17 protein-coding genes and 1 riboswitch are annotated in these 18811 nt (G+C 68.6%); of the genes, 5 read left to right on the forward strand and 12 right to left on the reverse strand.

The annotated features are described in order from the left end of the window. Positions 1 to 43: 43 nt before the first annotated feature. The 6 genes from ACFVJX_RS28080 to ACFVJX_RS28105 all read right to left on the reverse strand — a co-directional run bounded on the left by ACFVJX_RS28080 (position 44) and on the right by ACFVJX_RS28105 (position 7157). Positions 44 to 1420 carry an aminotransferase class V-fold PLP-dependent enzyme gene (locus tag ACFVJX_RS28080; RefSeq protein WP_384128846.1) on the reverse strand — a complete coding sequence of 459 codons (1377 nt, stop codon included), beginning with the start codon at positions 1418 to 1420 and terminating at the stop codon, positions 44 to 46. Positions 1421 to 1593: 173 nt separating this feature from the next. Continuing rightward, a riboswitch (SAM riboswitch) is annotated at positions 1594 to 1711 on the reverse strand. A gap of 94 nt (positions 1712 to 1805) precedes the next feature. After that, positions 1806 to 2870 carry an anthranilate phosphoribosyltransferase gene (gene trpD, locus ACFVJX_RS28085; protein WP_384128848.1) on the reverse strand — a complete coding sequence of 355 codons (1065 nt, stop codon included), beginning with the start codon at positions 2868 to 2870 and terminating at the stop codon, positions 1806 to 1808. Between the two features lie 123 nt (positions 2871 to 2993). Further along, on the reverse strand, positions 2994 to 4619 hold the full coding sequence (locus tag ACFVJX_RS28090; protein ID WP_384128850.1) for a cytochrome bc complex cytochrome b subunit: 1626 nt from the start codon (positions 4617 to 4619) through the stop codon (positions 2994 to 2996). Further along, complete coding sequence (locus ACFVJX_RS28095) at positions 4616 to 5668, reverse strand: Rieske 2Fe-2S domain-containing protein (RefSeq protein ID WP_384128852.1); 1053 nt, start codon at positions 5666 to 5668, stop codon at positions 4616 to 4618. The genes ACFVJX_RS28090 and ACFVJX_RS28095 overlap by 4 nt, the downstream gene beginning before the upstream one ends. Beyond that, a complete protein-coding gene (locus ACFVJX_RS28100; RefSeq protein WP_384128854.1) occupies positions 5665 to 6474 on the reverse strand; it encodes a c-type cytochrome in 810 nt (269 codons plus the stop codon). The genes ACFVJX_RS28095 and ACFVJX_RS28100 overlap by 4 nt, the downstream gene beginning before the upstream one ends. Positions 6475 to 6536: 62 nt before the next feature. Beyond that, a complete protein-coding gene (locus tag ACFVJX_RS28105) occupies positions 6537 to 7157 on the reverse strand; it encodes a heme-copper oxidase subunit III (RefSeq protein WP_363021323.1) in 621 nt (206 codons plus the stop codon). 202 nt (positions 7158 to 7359) lie between these two features. On the opposite strand from ACFVJX_RS28105, the gene ACFVJX_RS28110 reads away from it, so the two are divergent. Further along, positions 7360 to 7761 (forward strand): hypothetical protein, encoded by a 402-nt coding sequence (locus ACFVJX_RS28110; RefSeq protein WP_384128857.1) that lies wholly within the window; start codon positions 7360 to 7362, stop codon positions 7759 to 7761. A 50-nt stretch (positions 7762 to 7811) separates the two neighbouring features. Here ACFVJX_RS28110 and ACFVJX_RS28115 read toward each other — a convergent pair whose 3' ends face one another. The 4 genes from ACFVJX_RS28115 to coxB all read right to left on the reverse strand — a co-directional run bounded on the left by ACFVJX_RS28115 (position 7812) and on the right by coxB (position 12282). After that, on the reverse strand, positions 7812 to 9068 hold the full coding sequence (locus ACFVJX_RS28115) for an Ig-like domain-containing protein (protein WP_384128859.1): 1257 nt from the start codon (positions 9066 to 9068) through the stop codon (positions 7812 to 7814). A gap of 123 nt (positions 9069 to 9191) precedes the next feature. Beyond that, positions 9192 to 9590: a cytochrome c oxidase subunit 4 gene (locus ACFVJX_RS28120; protein ID WP_384128861.1), complete on the reverse strand. Its 399-nt coding sequence runs from the start codon at positions 9588 to 9590 to the stop codon at positions 9192 to 9194. Then, positions 9587 to 11323, reverse strand: a complete 1737-nt coding sequence (gene ctaD / locus ACFVJX_RS28125) for a cytochrome c oxidase subunit I (protein WP_384128863.1) — start codon at positions 11321 to 11323, stop codon at positions 9587 to 9589. Before ctaD ends, ACFVJX_RS28120 begins: the two co-directional genes overlap by 4 nt. Further along, a complete protein-coding gene (gene coxB / locus ACFVJX_RS28130; RefSeq protein ID WP_384128865.1) occupies positions 11320 to 12282 on the reverse strand; it encodes a cytochrome c oxidase subunit II in 963 nt (320 codons plus the stop codon). Before coxB ends, ctaD begins: the two co-directional genes overlap by 4 nt. Positions 12283 to 12552: 270 nt before the next feature. Between coxB and ACFVJX_RS28135 the strand changes: the two genes are divergently transcribed. Further along, on the forward strand, positions 12553 to 13935 hold the full coding sequence (locus ACFVJX_RS28135; protein ID WP_384128867.1) for a cysteine desulfurase/sulfurtransferase TusA family protein: 1383 nt from the start codon (positions 12553 to 12555) through the stop codon (positions 13933 to 13935). A gap of 4 nt (positions 13936 to 13939) precedes the next feature. Here the strand turns inward: ACFVJX_RS28135 and ACFVJX_RS28140 are convergent, their stop codons facing one another. After that, positions 13940 to 14914 (reverse strand): carbohydrate kinase family protein, encoded by a 975-nt coding sequence (locus ACFVJX_RS28140; RefSeq protein WP_384128869.1) that lies wholly within the window; start codon positions 14912 to 14914, stop codon positions 13940 to 13942. A gap of 181 nt (positions 14915 to 15095) precedes the next feature. On the opposite strand from ACFVJX_RS28140, the gene ACFVJX_RS28145 reads away from it, so the two are divergent. Both ACFVJX_RS28145 and ACFVJX_RS28150 read left to right on the forward strand, forming a co-directional pair. Continuing rightward, complete coding sequence (locus tag ACFVJX_RS28145; RefSeq protein WP_384128871.1) at positions 15096 to 15293, forward strand: hypothetical protein; 198 nt, start codon at positions 15096 to 15098, stop codon at positions 15291 to 15293. 162 nt (positions 15294 to 15455) lie between these two features. Continuing rightward, entirely contained in the window at positions 15456 to 16934 is a 1479-nt protein-coding gene (locus ACFVJX_RS28150; RefSeq protein ID WP_384128873.1) for a hypothetical protein, read from the forward strand. A 93-nt stretch (positions 16935 to 17027) separates the two neighbouring features. Here the strand turns inward: ACFVJX_RS28150 and ACFVJX_RS28155 are convergent, their stop codons facing one another. Then, on the reverse strand, positions 17028 to 17384 hold the full coding sequence (locus ACFVJX_RS28155) for an iron-sulfur cluster assembly accessory protein (RefSeq protein WP_024488899.1): 357 nt from the start codon (positions 17382 to 17384) through the stop codon (positions 17028 to 17030). Positions 17385 to 17608: 224 nt separating this feature from the next. On the opposite strand from ACFVJX_RS28155, the gene nadA reads away from it, so the two are divergent. Next, on the forward strand, positions 17609 to 18805 hold the full coding sequence (gene nadA, locus ACFVJX_RS28160; protein ID WP_384128875.1) for a quinolinate synthase NadA: 1197 nt from the start codon (positions 17609 to 17611) through the stop codon (positions 18803 to 18805). Positions 18806 to 18811 lie beyond the last annotated feature (6 nt).

Raw genomic sequence — 18811 nt, forward strand, 5'->3', positions numbered from 1 at the left:
GGTACGGACTGCTGTCCGTACCGGCCGAACGTATATAGGTGACTCAGACCTGGGCGGCGCCTCGGTCCGGGACGCAACGGCCGTCCTCGGTGCGGTACTTCCACTGGGCGCCCTCGCTCACCAGTTCCTTGACCGCCCGCAGGAAACGCTCGATGTGCTCGTCCGGCGTACCGGCACCGAAGCTCACCCGGATGGCGTTGAGCGACCGCTCGCCCGGCTCGGCCTCGGGCGCGCCGCACTCGCCGACGTCCTGCGGGTCGCTGCCGAGCAGCGTGCGTACCAGCGGGTGGGCGCAGAACAGTCCGTCGCGCACCCCGATGCCGTACTCGGCGGAGAGCGCGGCGGCGAAGTGCGAGCTGTTCCACCCCTCCACCACGAAGGAGATGACGCCGACCCGCGGGGCGTCGTCGCCGAACAGCGAGAGCACCTTGACCTCGGGAACCTCGGCGAGTCCGGCGCGGACCGCGGAGACCAGCTGCTGCTCCCGGGCGACCAGGCTGTCGAATCCGGCCTCGGTGAGCGCCTTGCAGGCGGAGGCGATGGAGTAGACGCCGATGACGTTGGGCGAGCCGGCCTCGTGGCGGGCGGCGGTGGTGTGCCATTCGACGTCCACGCCGCCGTCGGTGCGCCGGGCGACCTTGCGGGAGGCACCGCCGCCGGCCAGGTAGGGCTCGGCCTCCCGCAGCCAGTCGGAGCGGCCGGCGAGGACGCCCGAGCCGAAGGGCGCGTACAGCTTGTGACCGGAGAAGGCGACCCAGTCGACGTCCAGCTCGGCGATGCTCACGGGGTGGTGCGGGGCCAGCTGGGCGGCGTCCAGCACGATCCGGGCGCCGTGGGCGTGCGCGGCGGCGGCGAGCTCCCTGACCGGCCACAGTTCGCCGGTGACGTTGGAGGCGCCGGTGACACAGACGAGCGCGGGGCCGTGGGGATCGCGGGCGGCGAGGGCCCGCTCCAGGGTGGCGACGGCCTGGGCGGGGGTGCGCGGGGCGTTCAGGTAGGTCACCCGGGCGTCGCGCCAGGGCAGCAGGGATGCGTGGTGCTCGGTCTCGAAGACGAACACCTGACAGTCGGCGGGCAGCGCGGCGGCCAGCAGGTTGAGCGAGTCGGTGGTGGAGCGGGTGAAGACGACCTGATCGTCGGCGCGGCAGCCGAGGAAGTCGGCGACGGTCACCCGGCTGCTCTCGAAGAGGTCGGTGGAGAGCTGCGAGAGGTAGCCGGCACCGCGGTGGACGCTGCCGTAGTACGGGGCGTAGGCGGCGACGTCGTCCCACACCCGCTGCAGGGCCGGAGCGCTGGCGGCGTAGTCGAGCGCGGCGTACGTGACCTCACCGCCGGTCACCAGCGGGACCGTCACATCCTTGCCCAGAACCGGCAGAGGGGCACAAATGGACTGGTCGGCGGCAGCGGTGAAGACAGACATGACGAACTCCCGTAACAGGCAGGCGAATTCCGCGCGCCTGCGGGTACGCGGCAGCACGGAGGGAAGAAAAGAGGGTGTGCGGAGGAGGGCCGAAAAGCCCTATCGCATTCGCTTGCTCACAGAGGCTCCCTGAGGACCAGGACCCCACGGGTGGACATCTCACGACGTCGAGGGGTCCGCGCTTGCCGCAGACCTCGCTGCCTACGGCCTGGTCTTCACCCGGGGCACCCCGCCACGGACGGAGGGTTGCCGGACAGCGGGCCGGGGCCGTAGTCGCTGTCACTCATGACCTGCCCAGCATCTTGCCATACGCGGAGGAACGCGCAAGGCGCAGTCCATGATCTGGACTGCGCCCTGCCTCACATCCCGTGCGCCCGAAAACCGCTCAGGCGTTGCTGGCCCTGACCCATCTCTCCAGCACCCGCCCGGCGGATCCGGAGTCGATGGACTCGGCGGCCTTCGCGATACCGGCGGTCAGCTGCTCTTCGAGCGAGCCCTCCCCCGGGTCCAGCGCGACCAGGGCCGCCGCCGAGTTGAGCAGGACGGCGTCCCGTACGGGACCGGTCTCGCCCGCCAGCAGCCTGCGGGCCACATCGGCGTTGTACGAGGCGTCGGCACCCCGCAGCGCCTCCACCGGAACCAGGTCGATGCCGACGTCCCGCGGGTCGAAGGCCTGCTCACGGACGACGCCGTCCCGGGCGATCCAGACCCGGGAGGTGGCCGTCGTGGTCAGCTCGTCCAGACCGTCGTCGCCGCGGAAGACCAGCGCGGAGTTGCCGCGCTCGGCGAGAACGCCCGCGACGATGGGCGCCATCCTCAGGTCGGCGACGCCGATGGCCTGGGAGCGCACCTGGGCCGGGTTGGTGAGCGGGCCGAGGATGTTGAAGGTGGTCGGGGCGCCCAGCTCGGCCCGCGCCTTGGCCGCGTACCGCAGGGCGGGGTGGAACTTCACCGCGAAGCAGAAGGTGATGCCCGCCTCCTCGGCCACCTCCACGACGCGCCGCGGCGGCAGGTCCAGATTGACGCCGAGCTTGCCCAGGACGTCGGATGAGCCGCTGGCCGACGAGGAGGCGCGGTTGCCGTGCTTGACGACCTTGGCGCCGGCCCCCGCCACGACGATCGCGGACATGGTGGAGATGTTGACCGTCTTGGCCATGTCACCGCCGGTGCCGACGATGTCGACCGTGCGACCGGGCACGTGGATGGTGGTGGCGTGCTCGTACATCGCGCGGACCAGGCCGGAGACCTCCGTGACCGTCTCGCCCTTGGCGCGCAGGGCCACCGCGAAACCGGCGATCTGCACGTCGGTCGCCTCGCCGCTCATGATGCGGTCCATCGCCCACGCGGTGTCGTCGGCGCTCAGGTCCTCGCCGCGCAGCAGCGGGGTCAGCACGCCGGGCCAGGAACGAGCCGCCACGCTGTCGCCGCCGACCGGGGTCACAACGTTCATGGTCCGCTCCTGGGGTCCACAGCCGATAAAGGGGATGCGGCCACCCTATCGAGCCCCGGGGACAGCAAAGAGCCCCGTCCGACGAATGGACGGGGCTCCCGCTGTGGCGATCAGTTCAGGTGATCAGTGGTGGCCGTGGCCGCTGGTGATCTCCTTGTACTCCTCGGGGGACGCCTTGGCGATCTGGTTGTTCTCGCCGTAGAAGCCCTTGCTGAGCTTGGCCCGCACCTTCTGCACCGCGGACACCTTGCGCCTGACACCGTTCTCGTCGACCTCGGGGCCGAGTTCGACCGGCTTGTACTGCTCGTGCGCGGTGAGCGAGTGCAGCTGACCGGGTGACAGCGGCTCGTGGACCTCGACGAACTCACCGTGCGGCAGGCGCTTGATGAGCCCGGACTCGCGCCCGTGCAGCACCTTCTCCTTGTCCCGGCGCTGAAGGCCGAGGCAGATCCGCTTGGTGGCGATGAACGCGAGGACCGGTCCGAGGAAGAAGAAGATCCGGACGAACCAGGAGATCGAGTTCAGCGACAGATGGAAGTGCGTCGCCCAGAGGTCGTTACCGCCGCCCACCAGACCGATGAAGTACACCGTGATCCAGGCGACACCGAAGGCCGTCCGGGTCGGGGCGTTGCGCGGGCGGTCCAGGATGTGGTGCTCGCGCTTGTCGCCGGTGACCCAGGACTCGATGAACGGGTACATCGCGATCGCACCCAGGATCACACCGAAGAGCACCAGTGGGATGAACACGCCCAGGACGAGCGTATGACCCCAGAGGTTGATCTCCCAGCCGGGCATCACTCGGATCAGACCCTCGGCGAAGCCCATGTACCAGTCGGGCTGGGCGCCGGTGGACACCTGGTCCGGGCGGTACGGGCCGATGGCCCAGATCGGGTTGATCGACGCGATGCCCGCGATGACGGCGATGACACCGAAGACCAGGAAGAAGAAGCCTCCGGCCTTCGCCATGTACACCGGCAGCAGGGGCATGCCGACGACGTTCTTGTTGGTCTTGCCGGGACCCGCGAACTGCGTGTGCTTGTGGTAGAAGACCAGGATCAGGTGGCCCACCAGCAGCCCGAGCATGATGCCCGGCAACAGCAGGATGTGGATCGAGTAGAACCGTGCGACGAAGTCGCCGCCCGGGAACTCCCCGCCGAACAGGAACATCGAGATGTAGGTGCCGACGATCGGCATCGACAGGATCGCACCCTGGGTGAACCTGACGCCCGTACCCGAGAGCAGGTCGTCCGGGAGCGAGTAGCCGGTGAAACCGGTGAACATGCCGAGCACGAACAGCAGGAAGCCGAACAGCCAGTTGATCTCACGCGGCTTGCGGAACGCGCCCGTGAAGAACACGCGCATCATGTGCACGAACATGCCGGCCAGGAAGATCAGCGCGGCCCAGTGGTGGATCTGCCGGACCAGCAGACCGCCGCGGACGTCGAAGCTGATGTTCAGCGTCGAGGCGTACGCCTCGGACATCCGGATGCCCTGCATGGGCTCGTACGGGCCGTGGTACACGACCTCGTTCATGCTCGGGTGGAAGAACAGCGTCAGATACACACCCGTGAGGATGATGATGATGAAGCTGTAGAGGCAGATCTCACCGAGCATGAAGGACCAGTGGTCCGGGAAGATCTTGCGCATGTTGGACTTGGCGAGGGAGTAGATCCCGAGCCGCCCGTCCGCCCAGTCGGCCACCTTCTCACCGGCGGGCGCCTTGCGCTTCGTATCGGTCGCAGTACTCATCCGCGCTCCCAGAATGCAGGACCGACGGGCTCTTCGAAGTCACCGAGCGCCTCGAGGTTGCCCTCGCTGTTCACGCCGATCCGCAGCTGCGGGAGGGCGTGACCGGCCGGACCGAAGATGACGCGGGCGCCGTCGGAGAGGTCGAAGGTTGACTGGTGGCACGGGCAGAGCACGTGGTGCGTCTGCTGCTCGTACAGGCTGATGGGGCAGCCGACGTGGGTGCAGATCTTCGAGAAGGCCACGATTCCCTCGTGGGCCCACTCGCGCTCGCGCTTGTCCTTGATGTTGGACGGCTCGATGCGAATGATCATCAGCGCAGCCTTGGCGATCTGCGTCTGGAAGTCGTGCGCGTCCTCCTCCAGGCCCTCGGGCATGGCGAAGGTGAGCGAACCGACGGCCACGTCCTCGGGACGGAGCGGCTCATTGGTGTTCATGTTGATGAGCTGCTTGCCCTTGGCCCACAGCGTCGAGCGGAGCTTCTTCTCCGGCAGCGGACCGAGGTCGCGCAGCAGCACCACACCGGCGAGCGGCACCAGGGCCAGCGCGCCGAACATGGTGTTACGGATCAGCTTGCGCCGGCCGAGCACGGACTCCTCGGCACCGGCCGCGAAGTCGGCGAGGACCTTCGCCCTGACCTCGGGCTCGGCCGCGATCGGGTGCCGCTCGTCGGCGACCTCCACGTCGGACATCAGGGTGCGCGCCCAGTGGACGGCTCCCGCGCCGATCGTGAAGAGCGCCACGCCCAGGGTCAGACCCAGGGAGAAGTTGAGCGCGCTCACGTGACCGAACGGGAAGATGTAGACGATCTTGTCGACCGGGAAGATGACGTAGGAGGCGATGAAGCCGACCGTCGCCAGCATGGACAGCGTGAACAGGAACGCGACCACGCGCTCGGACCGGTCCGCGGCCCGTTCGTCGATGTCCTGGATGCGCGGCTGGTGGGCCGGCAGCCCCGGGTCGGCGAACGGATCGTCCGCGACCTCTACCGCGCCGTGCGCGGCGTCCTGCTCTGCGGGCAGGTTCTCTTCTGGATTCTCTTGGCTACTCATGACTTCTTGGCCTTAGCGGTGTGGGCCGCGACCCAGACGGCAACTGCGATCAGTGCGCCGAGCCCGAAGATCCAGCCGAACAGACCCTCGCTGACCGGACCGAGGCCGCCCAGCTTGAGGCCGCCGGGGCTCTCAGCCTGTGCGCTGTTCACGGTCTGGACGTACGCGATGATGTCCTTCTTCTGCTGCTCGGGCATCGTCGTGTCGGGGAAGGACGGCATGCTCTGCGGGCCGGTCTGCATGGCCTCGTACATGTGCTTCGGGTCCACGTCCTCAAGGCTGGGGGCGAACTTGCCCTTCGTCAGGGCACCACCCTCACCGGTGAAGTTGTGGCACTGCGCGCAGTTGGTACGGAACAGGTCGCCACCCTTGGCGATGTCCGCGCCCTCGGGGCTGACCTGGCTCTTGGTCGGGACGATCGGGCCGGCGCCGAGCGACGCGACGTACGCCGCGAGCTGGTCGATCTCGGCCTGGGTGTAGATGACCTTCTTCTTCGGTACCTGGGCACCCGGCTGCTGTGCCGGCATACGGCCCGTACCGACCTGGAAGTCCACGGCGGCGGAGCCCACGCCGACAAGCTGGGGCCCGTCGGTGGTGCCCTGACCGCCGGTTCCGTGGCAGCTGGCGCAACCGACGGAGTACAGCTTCTTGCCCTCGTCAATGGCGAGGGACTGGGCGGTGTCGTCGGCCTGCGCCTTACTCGCGGGCGCAAACGCGGCGTACAGCCCCCCAGTAGCCGCCAGCGCGAGGAGTAGTACGACGACCGCCGCCAACGGATGGCGTCGTCGTGCGGAGAGCTTTTTCACGGATTACCCCGGTGTCAGGATCTTCTGCGTCGATGCTGGATGTGGTTCGGGCTCGGGCCCGGTTACTTGATCAAGTAGATCGTGGCAAAGAGGCCGATCCACACAACATCGACGAAGTGCCAGTAATAGGACACGACGATGGCAGCGGTCGCCTGTTCATGGGTGAACCTCTTGGCTGCGTATGTCCTGCCCAGAACGAACAGGAAGGCGATGAGACCGCCTGTCACATGCAGACCATGGAAGCCGGTCGTCAGGTAGAACACCGAGCCGTACGGATCCGAGGACAGCGAGAGGCCGTCCTCCTTCACCAGCTCGGTGTACTCGAAGATCTGGCCTCCGATGAAGATCGCACCCATCACGAAAGTGATCACGAACCAGGCGCGGAGCTTCTTCACATCGCCCCGCTCCGCGGCGAAGACGCCGAGCTGGCAGGTGAGTGAGGAGAGCACCAGGATGGTCGTGTTCGTCGCCGAGAACGGAACGTTCAGGGACGACGCCATTTCCTTCCAGTGATCTGGTCCGGTCACCGATCGCAGGGTGAAGTACATCGCGAAGAGGGCCGCGAAGAACATCAGCTCGGAACTCAACCAGATGATGGTTCCGACGCTGGTGAGGTTCGGCCGATTGACCGACGGGTGCGCGTGCCCGGTTTCTACTGTCGTTGCTGTCGCCACGACCGACATTATGTCGGTCGCTTATCCCGCCCTCACTCCGGGGGGTGCCGTTCGGTGTGTCAGAGGGGTGTGTCCTCCCCGAACGGCCCATGATTCCGCTGCCCCGAGCGGTGCTGACAGGCAGTCGGGCGGAGTACGATCCGCGCATCGGACAGCCCTCGTGCACCGAGGGCCCCGAGAGCCCCGAAGACACAGACGTCACGGAGGAACAATGCAGCCGACCGCCACGGTCCTGGTCTACAGCGACAACGCACACACCCGTGAGCAGGTGAGGCTGGCAGCAGGGCGCAGGCCCGCGGCGGACGTGCCGCCGGTGGAGTTCCTGGAGTGCGCCACCCTGCCCGCCGTCCTGGACGCGCTGGAACACGGAGGCGTCGACGTCTGCGTGTTGGACGGCGAGACGGCCCCCATCGGCGGGATGGGCGTCTGCCGCCAGATCAAGGACGAGATCTTCCGCTGCCCGCCGGTGCTGCTGCTGATCGGGCGTCCGCAGGACGCCTGGCTGGCCACCTGGAGCCGTGCGGAGGCGTCGGTGACCCTTCCGGTCGAACCGGTCGGGTTCGCGGACGCCCTGGCCGCCCTGCTGCGCAGCAGGCTCTCCGTGGAGGCCTGAGGCCCCGTCCTTCGCCTGTTGTCCCTCCGGGGGGCAGCGCACCCCCGCCGTCAGACCTGGGGCTGCAGCCGCGCGGCCCGGACCGTGTCGACGCGGTCCGCGGGCGCGTCGTTGGTCAGTGCGCTGCCCTTCTGCCACTTCGCCCAGGACAGGTTCCAGTCCCCGTAGCCGTTGTCGAAGGGCGTCATGGTCTCGCCCTCGCTGCCGACGACCTGGACGATGTCACCCTCGCGCACGGTGTTGAAGAACCACTCGGCCTCGCTGGTGCTCATGCCGGTGCAGCCGTGGCTGACGTTCGCGTACCCCTGTGATCCGGTGGACCAGGGGGCCGCGTGGACGTACTCACCGCTCCAGGTGACCCGGGTCGCGTAGTAGACCGGCAGGTCGTAGGAGTCGCTGGAGCCCTCGGCGATGCCGATGGTCTCCCCGCGCATACGTACGTAGTACTCCTTGCCCAGCACGACCTTGACGCCGTTGCGGGTGGAGAAGCCGGGCTTGCCCGTGGTCACCGGAATGGTGTTGATCACTTCGCCGTTGCGCTTGACCGTCATGGAGTGCTCCGAGGCGTCGGTGATCGCCTCGATACGGTCACCGGTTGTGATCTTCAACGCCTTCGTGGGAGCCCCGTACATCGCGTTGGTCACCTTGATGCCGGTCAGGTTGCTGCTGACCTGGACGGTGGCCTTCGCCGGCCAGTAGTCCCGCGGCCGGTAGTGCAGCGTCTTGTCGTCGACCCAGTACCAGGAGCCGGTCACCGAGGGCGTGGAGCGCACCTGCAGCGCGCGCTCGACGGTGGCGCGGGCCGCCTTGTCGGCGACCGGGGCGCTGAGTTCCGCCGTAATGGGCTGTCCGACGCCGTAGGTGCCCGCCTGAGGGCCGAAGGTGACCTTCAGGAACTTCTTTGCGGCGGCGGTCTCGAAGGACAGCGTGCGGCCCCCTGGGGCGCCGTCACCGTTCTCCATGCTGGCCTTGACGGTGTACCGGGTGCCCGCGGCGAGCGGAGCGGTGGAGTGCCAGCGCCGCCCGTCCGCGTCGAGTTCGCCCGCCAGATGGCGTCCTTCGGCGTCCACGGCGGTCACATCGGTGATCCGTCCGTCGTCGTCGGAGACTCTGACTTCCAGGGGCTTGTCCGGGTTGATCTTCTTGCCGCCGTCGGGGGCGTTGAAGGAGATCTCGTCAGCAGCGTCGTACGGCTTCGCCGAGAGCGGATGGCCGTCGGACTCCCCACAGGCGGTCACCCCTGCGACCAGGGTCACGACCAGCAGAGTGCAGCTCACTACGGGACGGATGCGCGGCGTGTGGTTCATGAACCCCACGCTAAGAAGATTCATTCGTTTCAGCGCGCGGAGTGACTGCAAACGGGGGGCCCGCACTCCTCGTGGAAGTGCGGGCCCCCCGTCAGGTGGAGCGGTGTCGCGGGTGGAGCGGTGTCACTGGGTGCGGTTCTCACCGCGGTAGTACTCGAAGACCCAGCCGAACAGACCGAACAGGATGACCGGGGCCGAGAAGTAGAGCAGCCACCAGCCGAAGACGACCCCCATGAAGGCGAGTGCGCCGCCGACCGCCAGCGAGAGCGGCTGCCAGCTGTGCGGGGAGAAGAACCCCACCTCGCCGGCCTCGTCCGCCACGTCGGCGTCCCGGTTGTCCTGCGCGAGCGCGTCGACCCGCCTGGCCGTGAAGGCCAGGTAGAAGCCGATCATGACGCTCAGCCCGAAGGCGAGGACGAGCGCGGTCGTACCGGCCGGCTCCTTGGACCACACGCCGTACGTGACGGCCATGGCGAGGATGAAGACCGAAAGCCAGAGGAAGAGCTTGCCCTGAATCTTCACTTGCCCGCCTCCTTGCCGCCGGCGAGGGCCTTGTCACCCTCGGAGTGGTTCTCCAACAGTTCGAGCGCCGTGATCTCCGGGTGGTGCAGGTCGAACGCCGGGGATTCGGAACGGATCCGCGGCAGGGAGATGAAGTTGTGCCGCGGCGGCGGGCAGGAGGTCGCCCACTCCAGCGAACGGCCGTAGCCCCAGGGGTCGTCGACCTCGATCTTCTTGCCGTACTTGGCCGTCTTCCAGACGTTGTAGAAGAACGGCAGGATCGACAGGCCGAGCAGGAACGAACAGATCGTCGAGATCGTGTTCAGCGCGGTGAAGCCGTCCGCGGCGAGGTAGTCCGCGTAGCGGCGCGGCATGCCCTCGGCACCCAGCCAGTGCTGCACCAGGAACGTGCCGTGGAAGCCCACGAACAGCGTCCAGAAGGTGATCTTGCCGAGCCGCTCGTCCAGCATCTTGCCGGTGAACTTCGGCCACCAGAAGTGGAATCCGGAGAACATCGCGAAGACGACGGTCCCGAAGACCACGTAGTGGAAGTGCGCCACGACGAAGTACGAGTCCGAGACGTGGAAGTCCATCGGGGGCGACGCGAGGATGACGCCGGTCAGACCACCGAAGGCGAAGGTGATCAGGAAGCCGACGGCCCAGAGCATCGGTGTCTCGAAGGACAGCGATCCCTTCCACATCGTGCCGATCCAGTTGAAGAACTTCACCCCGGTCGGCACCGCGATGAGGAACGTCATGAACGAGAAGAACGGCAACAGCACACCGCCGGTGACGTACATGTGGTGGGCCCACACGGTCACGGACAGACCCGCGATGGCGATCGTCGCGCCGATCAGGCCGATGTAACCGAACATCGGCTTTCTGCTGAACACCGGGATCACTTCTGAAACGATCCCGAAGAAGGGCAAAGCGATGATGTACACCTCTGGATGCCCGAAGAACCAGAACAGGTGTTGCCATAGCAATGCGCCGCCGTTGGCCGCGTCGAATACATGCGCACCGAACTTGCGGTCCGCCTCCAGCGCGAAGAGCGCGGCGGCCAGGACCGGGAAGGCCAGCAGGACCAGCACACCGGTCAGCAGGACGTTCCAGACGAAGATCGGCATGCGGAACATCGTCATGCCGGGAGCGCGCATGCAGATGATCGTGGTGATGAAGTTGACCGACCCGAGGATCGTGCCGAAGCCGGAGAAGGCCAGACCCATGATCCACATGTCGGCGCCGACGCCCGGCGAACGGACCGCGTCCGAGAGCGGGGAGTAGGCGAACCAGCCGAAGTCGGCCGCACCCTGCGGGGTGAGGAAGCCGGCCACCGCGATGATCGAGCCGAAGAGGTACAGCCAGTACGCGAACATGTTCAGCCGCGGGAACGCCACGTCGGGCGCACCGATCTGCAGCGGCATGATCCAGTTCGCGAATCCGGCGAACAGCGGCGTCGCGAACATCAGCAGCATGATCGTGCCGTGCATCGTGAACGCCTGGTTGAACTGCTCGTTCGACATGATCTGCGTGCCCGGACGGGCCAGCTCGGCGCGCATGAAGAGCGCGAGCAGACCGCCGATGCAGAAGAACGCGAACGACGTGACCAGGTACATCGTGCCGATCGTCTTGTGGTCAGTGGTGGTCAGCCACTTGATGACGACGTTTCCCGGCTGCTTGGGCCGGACCGGCAGCTCGTCCTCGTACGAGTCGTCTGCTGCCGCGGCACCCTGAGGTTCGTTGAGGATGCTCACAGTTTGTTCGTCTCCGCATTCCTGGCCGGGTCAGTCTGCTCGATGCCGGCCGGCACGTAGCCCGTCTGGCCCTTCTTCGCCAGCTCCTTGAGGTGCGCCTGATAGCGCTCCGGGGAGACGACCTTGACGTTGAAGAGCATGCGGGAGTGGTCGACGCCACAGAGCTCGGCGCACTTGCCCATGAAGGTGCCCTCCTGGTTGGGAGTCACCTCGAAGGAGTTGGTGTGGCCCGGAATGACGTCCTGCTTCATGAGGAACGGCACCACCCAGAAGGAGTGGATGACGTCACGCGAAGTCAGGATGAAGCGGACCTTCTCCCCCTTGGCCAGCCACAGGGTCGGACCGGGGTTGCCGTTCTGCGGGTTCCGGGTTCCCGGGACGCCGACGTCGTAGACGCCGTCAGCACCCTTGGGGAAGTCCTTGCGGAACCGGTCCGGGATGGCGTCGAGCTCCTTGGGGACCTCGTTGCCCGTGGCGGCGGAGCCGTCCACGTTCTCGATGTAGTTGAAGCCCCAGCTCCACTGGTAGCCGACCACGTTGATGGTGTGGGCGGGCTTGGGTGAGAGCTCGAGGATCTTCGATTCGTCGCGCGCGGTGAAGTAGAACAACACCGAGACGATGATCAGAGGGACCACGGTGTACAACGCCTCGATCGGCATGTTGTACCGGGTCTGCGGAGGAACCTCCACCTTGGTACGGCTGCGCCGGTGGAAGATGACGCTCCACAGGATCAGGCCCCAGACCAGCACGCCCGTGGCGAGCGCTGCCGCCCACGAGCCCTGCCAGAGGGAAAGGATCCGTGGGGCCTCTTCCGTTACCGGCGTAGGCATACCAAGGCGGGGGAAGTCCTTGTATGTGCAACCGGTTGCGGTCGCCAGGATCAGGCCCGCAGTCAGCACCTGCGGCAGCTTCCGCCGCATCGGGCGCCGCGACGAGCGGTCGGAGCCGTTGGGACTCACGTAGCGCCTTCCCGAGAGTCTCGCCCGCACGGTCGGCGCGCCCGTCTCGTTTGTCGGTCGCCGCCCCTGACGCGGGCAGGGGTTTGGATGTTTATGCGGACCAAACCCTACTGGACGCTATTTGGGGTCGCGCGGGGAGGGTGCCCAACGCGCCGCCCGACTCCCCGAAGGGGTGGAATCCGGGCCTCCGGCCGCCATCTGACGCCCCCTCTCCTGACCGGGCGGACAGCCGGTCCCGGGCGGGGTCCCGGGCCGGGCTAGCGTGGCCGGGTGCCCTACTTCGACGCCGCGTCCGCCGCCCCCCTCCACCCCGTCGCCCGCCAGGCGCTGCTTGCCGCACTGGACGAGGGCTGGGCCGACCCGGCCAGGCTCTACCGCGAAGGGCGCCGCGCCCGGCTGCTGCTGGACGCGGCACGGGAGGCGGCGGCGGAGGCCGTCGGCTGCCGTCCCGACGAGCTCACCTTCACCTCGTCGGGCACCCGGGCGGTGCACTCCGGAATTTCCGGGGCCCTCGCGGGGCGTCGGCGTGTCGGGCGTCATCTGGTGGCCTCGGCGGTCGAACACTCGTCCGTGCTCCATTCGGCCGCCGACCACGAGGGCCTGGGCGGATCGGTCAGCCAGGTACCGGTGGACCGGTCGGGGGCGGTGAGCCCGGCGGCGTACGGAGCGGCGCTGCGCGGGGACACCGCGCTGGGCTGCCTCCAGTCCGCCAACCACGAGGTCGGCACGGAGCAGCCGGTGGCCGAGGTCGCCGAGCTCTGCCGGGCCGCGGGGGTGCCGCTGCTGGTGGACGCCGCGCAGTCGCTGGGCCGGGCGCCGGTACCGGCCGGCTGGTCGCTGCTGGCGGCCAGCGCCCACAAATGGGGCGGGCCGGCCGGGGTCGGGCTCCTCGCCGTGCGCAAGGGTGTGCGGTTCGCGGTCCAAGGGCCCACCGACGAACGGGAGTCGGGGCGCGCAGCCGGCTTCGAGAACCTTCCGGCGATCGTGGCCGCGGCGGCGTCCCTGCGGGCGGTCCGGGCGGAGGCTGCCGCCGAGTCGGTGCGGCTGCGGGCGCTGGTGGACCGGATCCGGAGCCGGGTGCCTGACCTGGTGCCGGATGTGGAGGTCGTCGGCGATCCGGTGCGGCGGCTGCCGCATCTGGTCACCTTCTCCTGTCTCTATGTCGACGGGGAGACCCTGCTCCATGAGCTGGACCGGGCCGGTTTCTCCGTGTCGTCCGGCTCGTCCTGCACGAGCAGCACCCTGACCCCGAGCCATGTGCTCAAGGCGATGGGCGTGCTGTCGGAGGGCAACGTCCGCGTATCGCTGCCGGCGGGCACCACCGAGGAGGACGTCGACCGTTTCCTGGCGGTGCTCCCCGGGGTGGTGGCGGGCGTACGCGAGAAGCTGGGCGCGCCCGCCGCGGCGGCCCCCTCCCCCGCGTCGGCCCCCTCCCTGGTGGTCGACGCGCTCGGCAGGCGCTGCCCCGTCCCGGTGATCGAACTCGCAAAGGTGATCGGAGGGGTACCGGTGGGCGGGACGGTGACCGTCCTGTCCGACGACGAGGCGGCCCGGCTCGACATCCCGGCCTGGTGCGTGATGCGCGAGCAGGAGTACGTGGGTGAGGAGCCGGCGGACCGCGGCTCGGCCTATGTGGTCCGCCGGCTGTCCTGAGCCCCTACGCGAGGTGCGTGCGGACCTCGGCGGCGGCTTCGTGGCCGTACGCCTTGGTGAAGCGGTCCATGAAGTGGTTGCGGTGCAGGGTGTACTCCTGGGTGCCGACCGTCTCGATGACCAGGGTGGCGAGCATGCAGCCGACCTGGGCGGCCCGCTCAAGGCCGACGCCCCAGGCGAGCCCGGAGAGGAATCCGGCACGGAAGGCGTCGCCGACGCCGGTCGGGTCGGCCTTGACCTTCTCCTCCGGGCAGCCGACCTCGATCGGCTCCTCGCCCGCGCGCTCGATCCGCACGCCCTGGGCGCCGAGGGTGGTGACGCGGTGGCCGACCTTGCCCAGGATCTCCTCGTCGGTCCAGCCGGTCTTGGACTCGATGAGCCCCTTCTCGTACTCGTTGGAGAAGAGGTACGTGGCGCCGTCGAGGAGGATGCGGATCTCGTCGCCGTCCATCCGGGCGATCTGCTGCGAGAAGTCCGCGGCGAACGGGATCCCGCGGGAGCGGCACTCCTCCGTGTGACGGAGCATGCCCTCCGGGTCGTCCGCGCCGATGGAGACCAGGTCGAGGCCGCCCACGCGGTTGGCGACGGCCTTCAGCTCGATCAGCCGGGCCTCGCTCATGGCGCCGGTGTAGAAGGAGCCGATCTGGTTGTGGTCCGCGTCCGTCGTGCAGACGAAGCGGGCGGTGTGCAGGACCTCGGAGATCCGCACGGATCCGGTGTCGACGCCGTGCCGGTCGAGCCAGGCGCGGTACTCGTCGAAGTCGGAGCCCGCGGCGCCGACCAGGATCGGGGAGGTGCCGAGCAGACCCATGCCGAAGCAGATGTTGGCGGCGACCCCTCCCCGGCGGACGTCGAGGTTGTCGACCAGGAAGGAGAGCGAGACCGTGTGCAGCTGATCCGCGACCAGCTGGTCCGCGAATCGGCCGGGAAAGGTCATGAGGTGGTCGGTGGCGATGGAGCCGGTGACTGCGATACGCACGGGGGACTGCTCCTGCGGAGGTCGAGGGGAACCGGTGTCGCGTTCCCGGGGTGGCGTGACAGGTGGGAGGGCCCCGAAAATCGGCCCCTCTCACGCTACCGGGTCCCGCCGTGACCGAAGCGGAAAAACTACCCGATAGTAGGGCTTTCTTCCTGAGCTCTGTGGTGCCTACGGTGCGAACATGTCGAACCACATCGCCCCGCGCGAGTCCGAGACCGGCCTGGCCGAGCTGCGCGGAGACTGCGCACGGATGGCTCCGCACTGGGTGGTACCCACCCGGGTCGCCCCCACCCCTGTGGAGCCCGCCCTGATCCACGGGGTGACCGTGCCGCCCGCCTCGGCCAGGATGATCGACGCGATGCCGGAGTACGGCGACTGACCGGCGCGCTCCGCCGCCCCCGGACCGTGCTCCCGGACGCAACTGCCGCCCCACGGGGGAACCGTGCGCTCCTGCGCCCCGTCCCATCGGTGTCCGCACCTCAGGGGCGGGCGATATGCCGGGCCAGGCATATGACGGCAATGCAGGCGAAGGAGCGATCCGGTGAGCACCGAGCGACCCGACAACGACGTGACCGGTCCCCGGCGGCGTTCGCCGCTCGCCGTGGCCTCGGTGGCGGCAGCCGTACTGCTGGCCGGTGGCGGCGGCGCGTACTGGGCCGCGACCGCGGCGGACCACGACAGCGGCAGCGGCAAGGAGAGCACGGGGAGCGGTGACGGCACGCCCCCGCCGCTCTCCCTGGACGAGCGGACGGGCGGAGCCGCTACGCGGTCACCCGCCCCGTCGGCGCCGCCACAGGGCATCGCCCCGGGCGAACCCGATCCGCACGGCCAGCGGCTGGTCTACCGCGCGGCCGGAGCGCTGCCCGACGGACCGGACGAGGCCGCCGTCCAGCGTCCGAGCGGAACGGTCTCCGCGGCCGAGGTGGCCAGGCTGGCGAAGGCGCTCGGCCTGAAGGGCACCCCGCAGGCCGAGGGAGAGGGAACGGCCTGGAAGGTCGGCTCCGCCGGGGACGGTTCGGGCCCGGTGCTGCGGGTGGACAAGCAGGCCCCCGGCACCTGGACGTTCGCCCGTTACGGCTCCGGAGGCACGGACAACTGCGGCAAGAAGGCGACCTGTTCCAGCGAGGTGACTCCCGGCGGTTCGGGATCACCGGTGAGCGAGAAGGCCGCCAAGGCCGCCGCGGCCCCCGTCCTGAAGGCGGTCGGCCAGGACGGCGCGGCCCTCGACGCCCGTCAGCTGATGGGCTCGGCACGGGTGGTGAACGCGGACCCGGTGGTGGACGGACTGCCGACGTACGGCTGGGCGACCGGTGTCCAGGTGGGCCCGGACGGTGCGGTCGTCGGTGGTGGCGGGCAGTTGAAGAGCCTGGAGAAGGGCGCCGACTACCCCGTGATCGGCGCGGCCGACGCGCTGAAGCAGCTGAACGCCGCGCAGCCGTCGGACGGCCGCAAGAACATCGGCGGCTGCGCCACCCCCGCCCCGCTGACGGACGGCGCGAAGCCCTCCGGGGCGGCCTGCGGCGCACGGACCGGGGCGGAGCCGGCCACGACGACGGTCACGGTCGACAAGGCCGTCTTCGGACTGGCGGCCCGCCACGTGGACGGGAAGCAGCTGCTCGTACCGTCCTGGATCTTCACGGTCCGGCCGGCCGCGGGCGGGACGGGCGACACCGTCACCCAGGTCGCCGTCGACCCGAAGTACCTCACGAAGGAATCGCCGTCGCAGAAGACCCCGGACGGGGACAGCACGGCACGGGACATCGGCGCGATCCAGTCGTACAGCGCGGACGGCCGCACCCTTTCGGTGACGTTCTGGGGCGGCGTGTGCAGTACGTACAAGGCGAGCGCGCGTGAGGACGGCAGCACCGTCCGGGTGACCCTGACGGAGTCGACGCCGGACCCGAAGAAGATGTGCATCAAGGTCGCCAAGAAGCTGACCCGTACCGTCACCCTGGACCAGCCGCTGGGCGACCGGAAGGTGGTCGAGGCGGGCTCGGGCAGTGCGGTGCCGCAGAAGTGACCTGATGCCCCGATGACGGGCAGGACAGCGGTAAGGCGGCGGCCCCAGGACTGGATCCCGGGGCCGCCGCCTTACCGCTGTCGCGTGCGAGTCCTAGCTGAAGGAGTCGCCGCAGGCGCAGGAACCCGTGGCGTTCGGGTTGTCGATGGTGAAGCCCTGCTTCTCGATGGTGTCGACGAAGTCGACCGAGGCGCCGCCCAGGTACGGGGCGCTCATGCGGTCGGTGACGACCTTGACGCCGCCGAAGTCCTTCACGACGTCACCGTCGAGCGAACGCTCGTCGAAGAAGAGCTGGTAACGCAGGCCCGAGCAACCGCCGGGCTGGACGGCGACGCGGAGCGCCAGGTCGTCGCGGCCTTCCTGCTCCAGCAGGCCCTTGACCTTGGCTGCGGCGGCGTCGGACAGGAGGATGCCGTCGCTCACGGTGGTGGTCTCGTCCGATACGGACATCTGCTTCTCTCCCGGGTTGTACGGAGTCTGCTTGCCGACGTTGCAACCGCCGGAACCGCGGATTCATTCCGGGGCCGCACGCTTGCCTGTTCCATTCATGCTCGCACACCGGCCCCTCGGGCGGGTGCGTCACATTGACGCTATCGGCATCGTCAAAGTGACGTGAAGCGGTTATGATAGATAACGTCAATTAGACGAAAAGGCTCCTCGCCAGAGAAGAAAGGGTGCGTGACGTGACCACGGCCCACCCCGTCCAGGAACTCGATGTCCAGCCGACGCCCCTCGCCCTGCTCCTGCTCGGCCGCGACGCCGACCCCAGGAGCGAGCGCGGTGTCGAATGCCCCGGTGACCTGCCCTCCCCGTCCGACCCGGACCTGGTGGAGCGCGCCCGCGCCGCCAAGGAGAAGCTGGGCGAGAAGGTCTTCGTCCTCGGCCACCACTACCAGCGTGACGAGGTCATCCAGTTCGCGGACGTCACCGGCGACTCGTTCAAGCTGGCGCGCGACGCCGCGGCGCGTCCGGAGGCCGAGTACATCGTCTTCTGCGGTGTGCACTTCATGGCCGAGTCCGCGGACATCCTGACGACCGACGACCAGAAGGTCGTGCTGCCGGACCTCGCTGCGGGCTGTTCGATGGCCGACATGGCCACCGCCGAACAGGTCGCCGAGTGCTGGGACGTACTGACCGAGGCCGGCGTCGCCGAGCAGGTCGTGCCCGTCTCGTACATGAACTCCTCCGCGGACATCAAGGCCTTCACGGGCCGTCACGGCGGCACGATCTGCACCTCGTCCAACGCGAAGCGCGCCCTGGAGTGGGCCTTCGAACAGGGCGAGAAGGTCCTCTTCCTCCCCGACCAGCACCTCGGCCGGAACACCGCCGTGCGCGACATGGGGATGACCCTGGAGGACTGCGTCCTCTACAACCCGCACAAGCCCAACGGCGGGCTCACCGCCGAGCAGCTGCGCGACGCGAAGATGATCCTCTGGCGCGGGCACTGCTCGGTGCACGGCCGCTTCTCGGTGGAGTCCGTCGAGGACGTGCGCGCGCGCATACCCGGCGTCAACGTGCTGGTGCACCCGGAGTGCAAGCACGAGGTCGTGGCGGCGGCGGACTACGTCGGCTCGACGGAGTACATCATCAAGGCCCTGGAGGCGGCCCCGGCCGGCTCGAAGTGGGCGATCGGCACCGAGCTGAACCTGGTGCGACGTCTGGCGAACCGGTTCGCGGCCGAGGACAAGGAGATCGTCTTCCTCGACAAGACGGTGTGCTTCTGCTCGACGATGAACCGGATCGACCTGCCGCATCTGGTGTGGACGCTGGAGTCGCTGGCCGATGGCAAGCTCGTGAACCGGATCGAGGTCGACCCGGAGACCGAGAAGTACGCCAAGCTGGCGCTCGAGCGGATGCTGGCGCTGCCGTAGCGGTCA

The organism is Streptomyces sp. NPDC127177 (genome assembly GCF_042672475.1).
GTDB lineage: Bacteria > Actinomycetota > Actinomycetes > Streptomycetales > Streptomycetaceae > Streptomyces.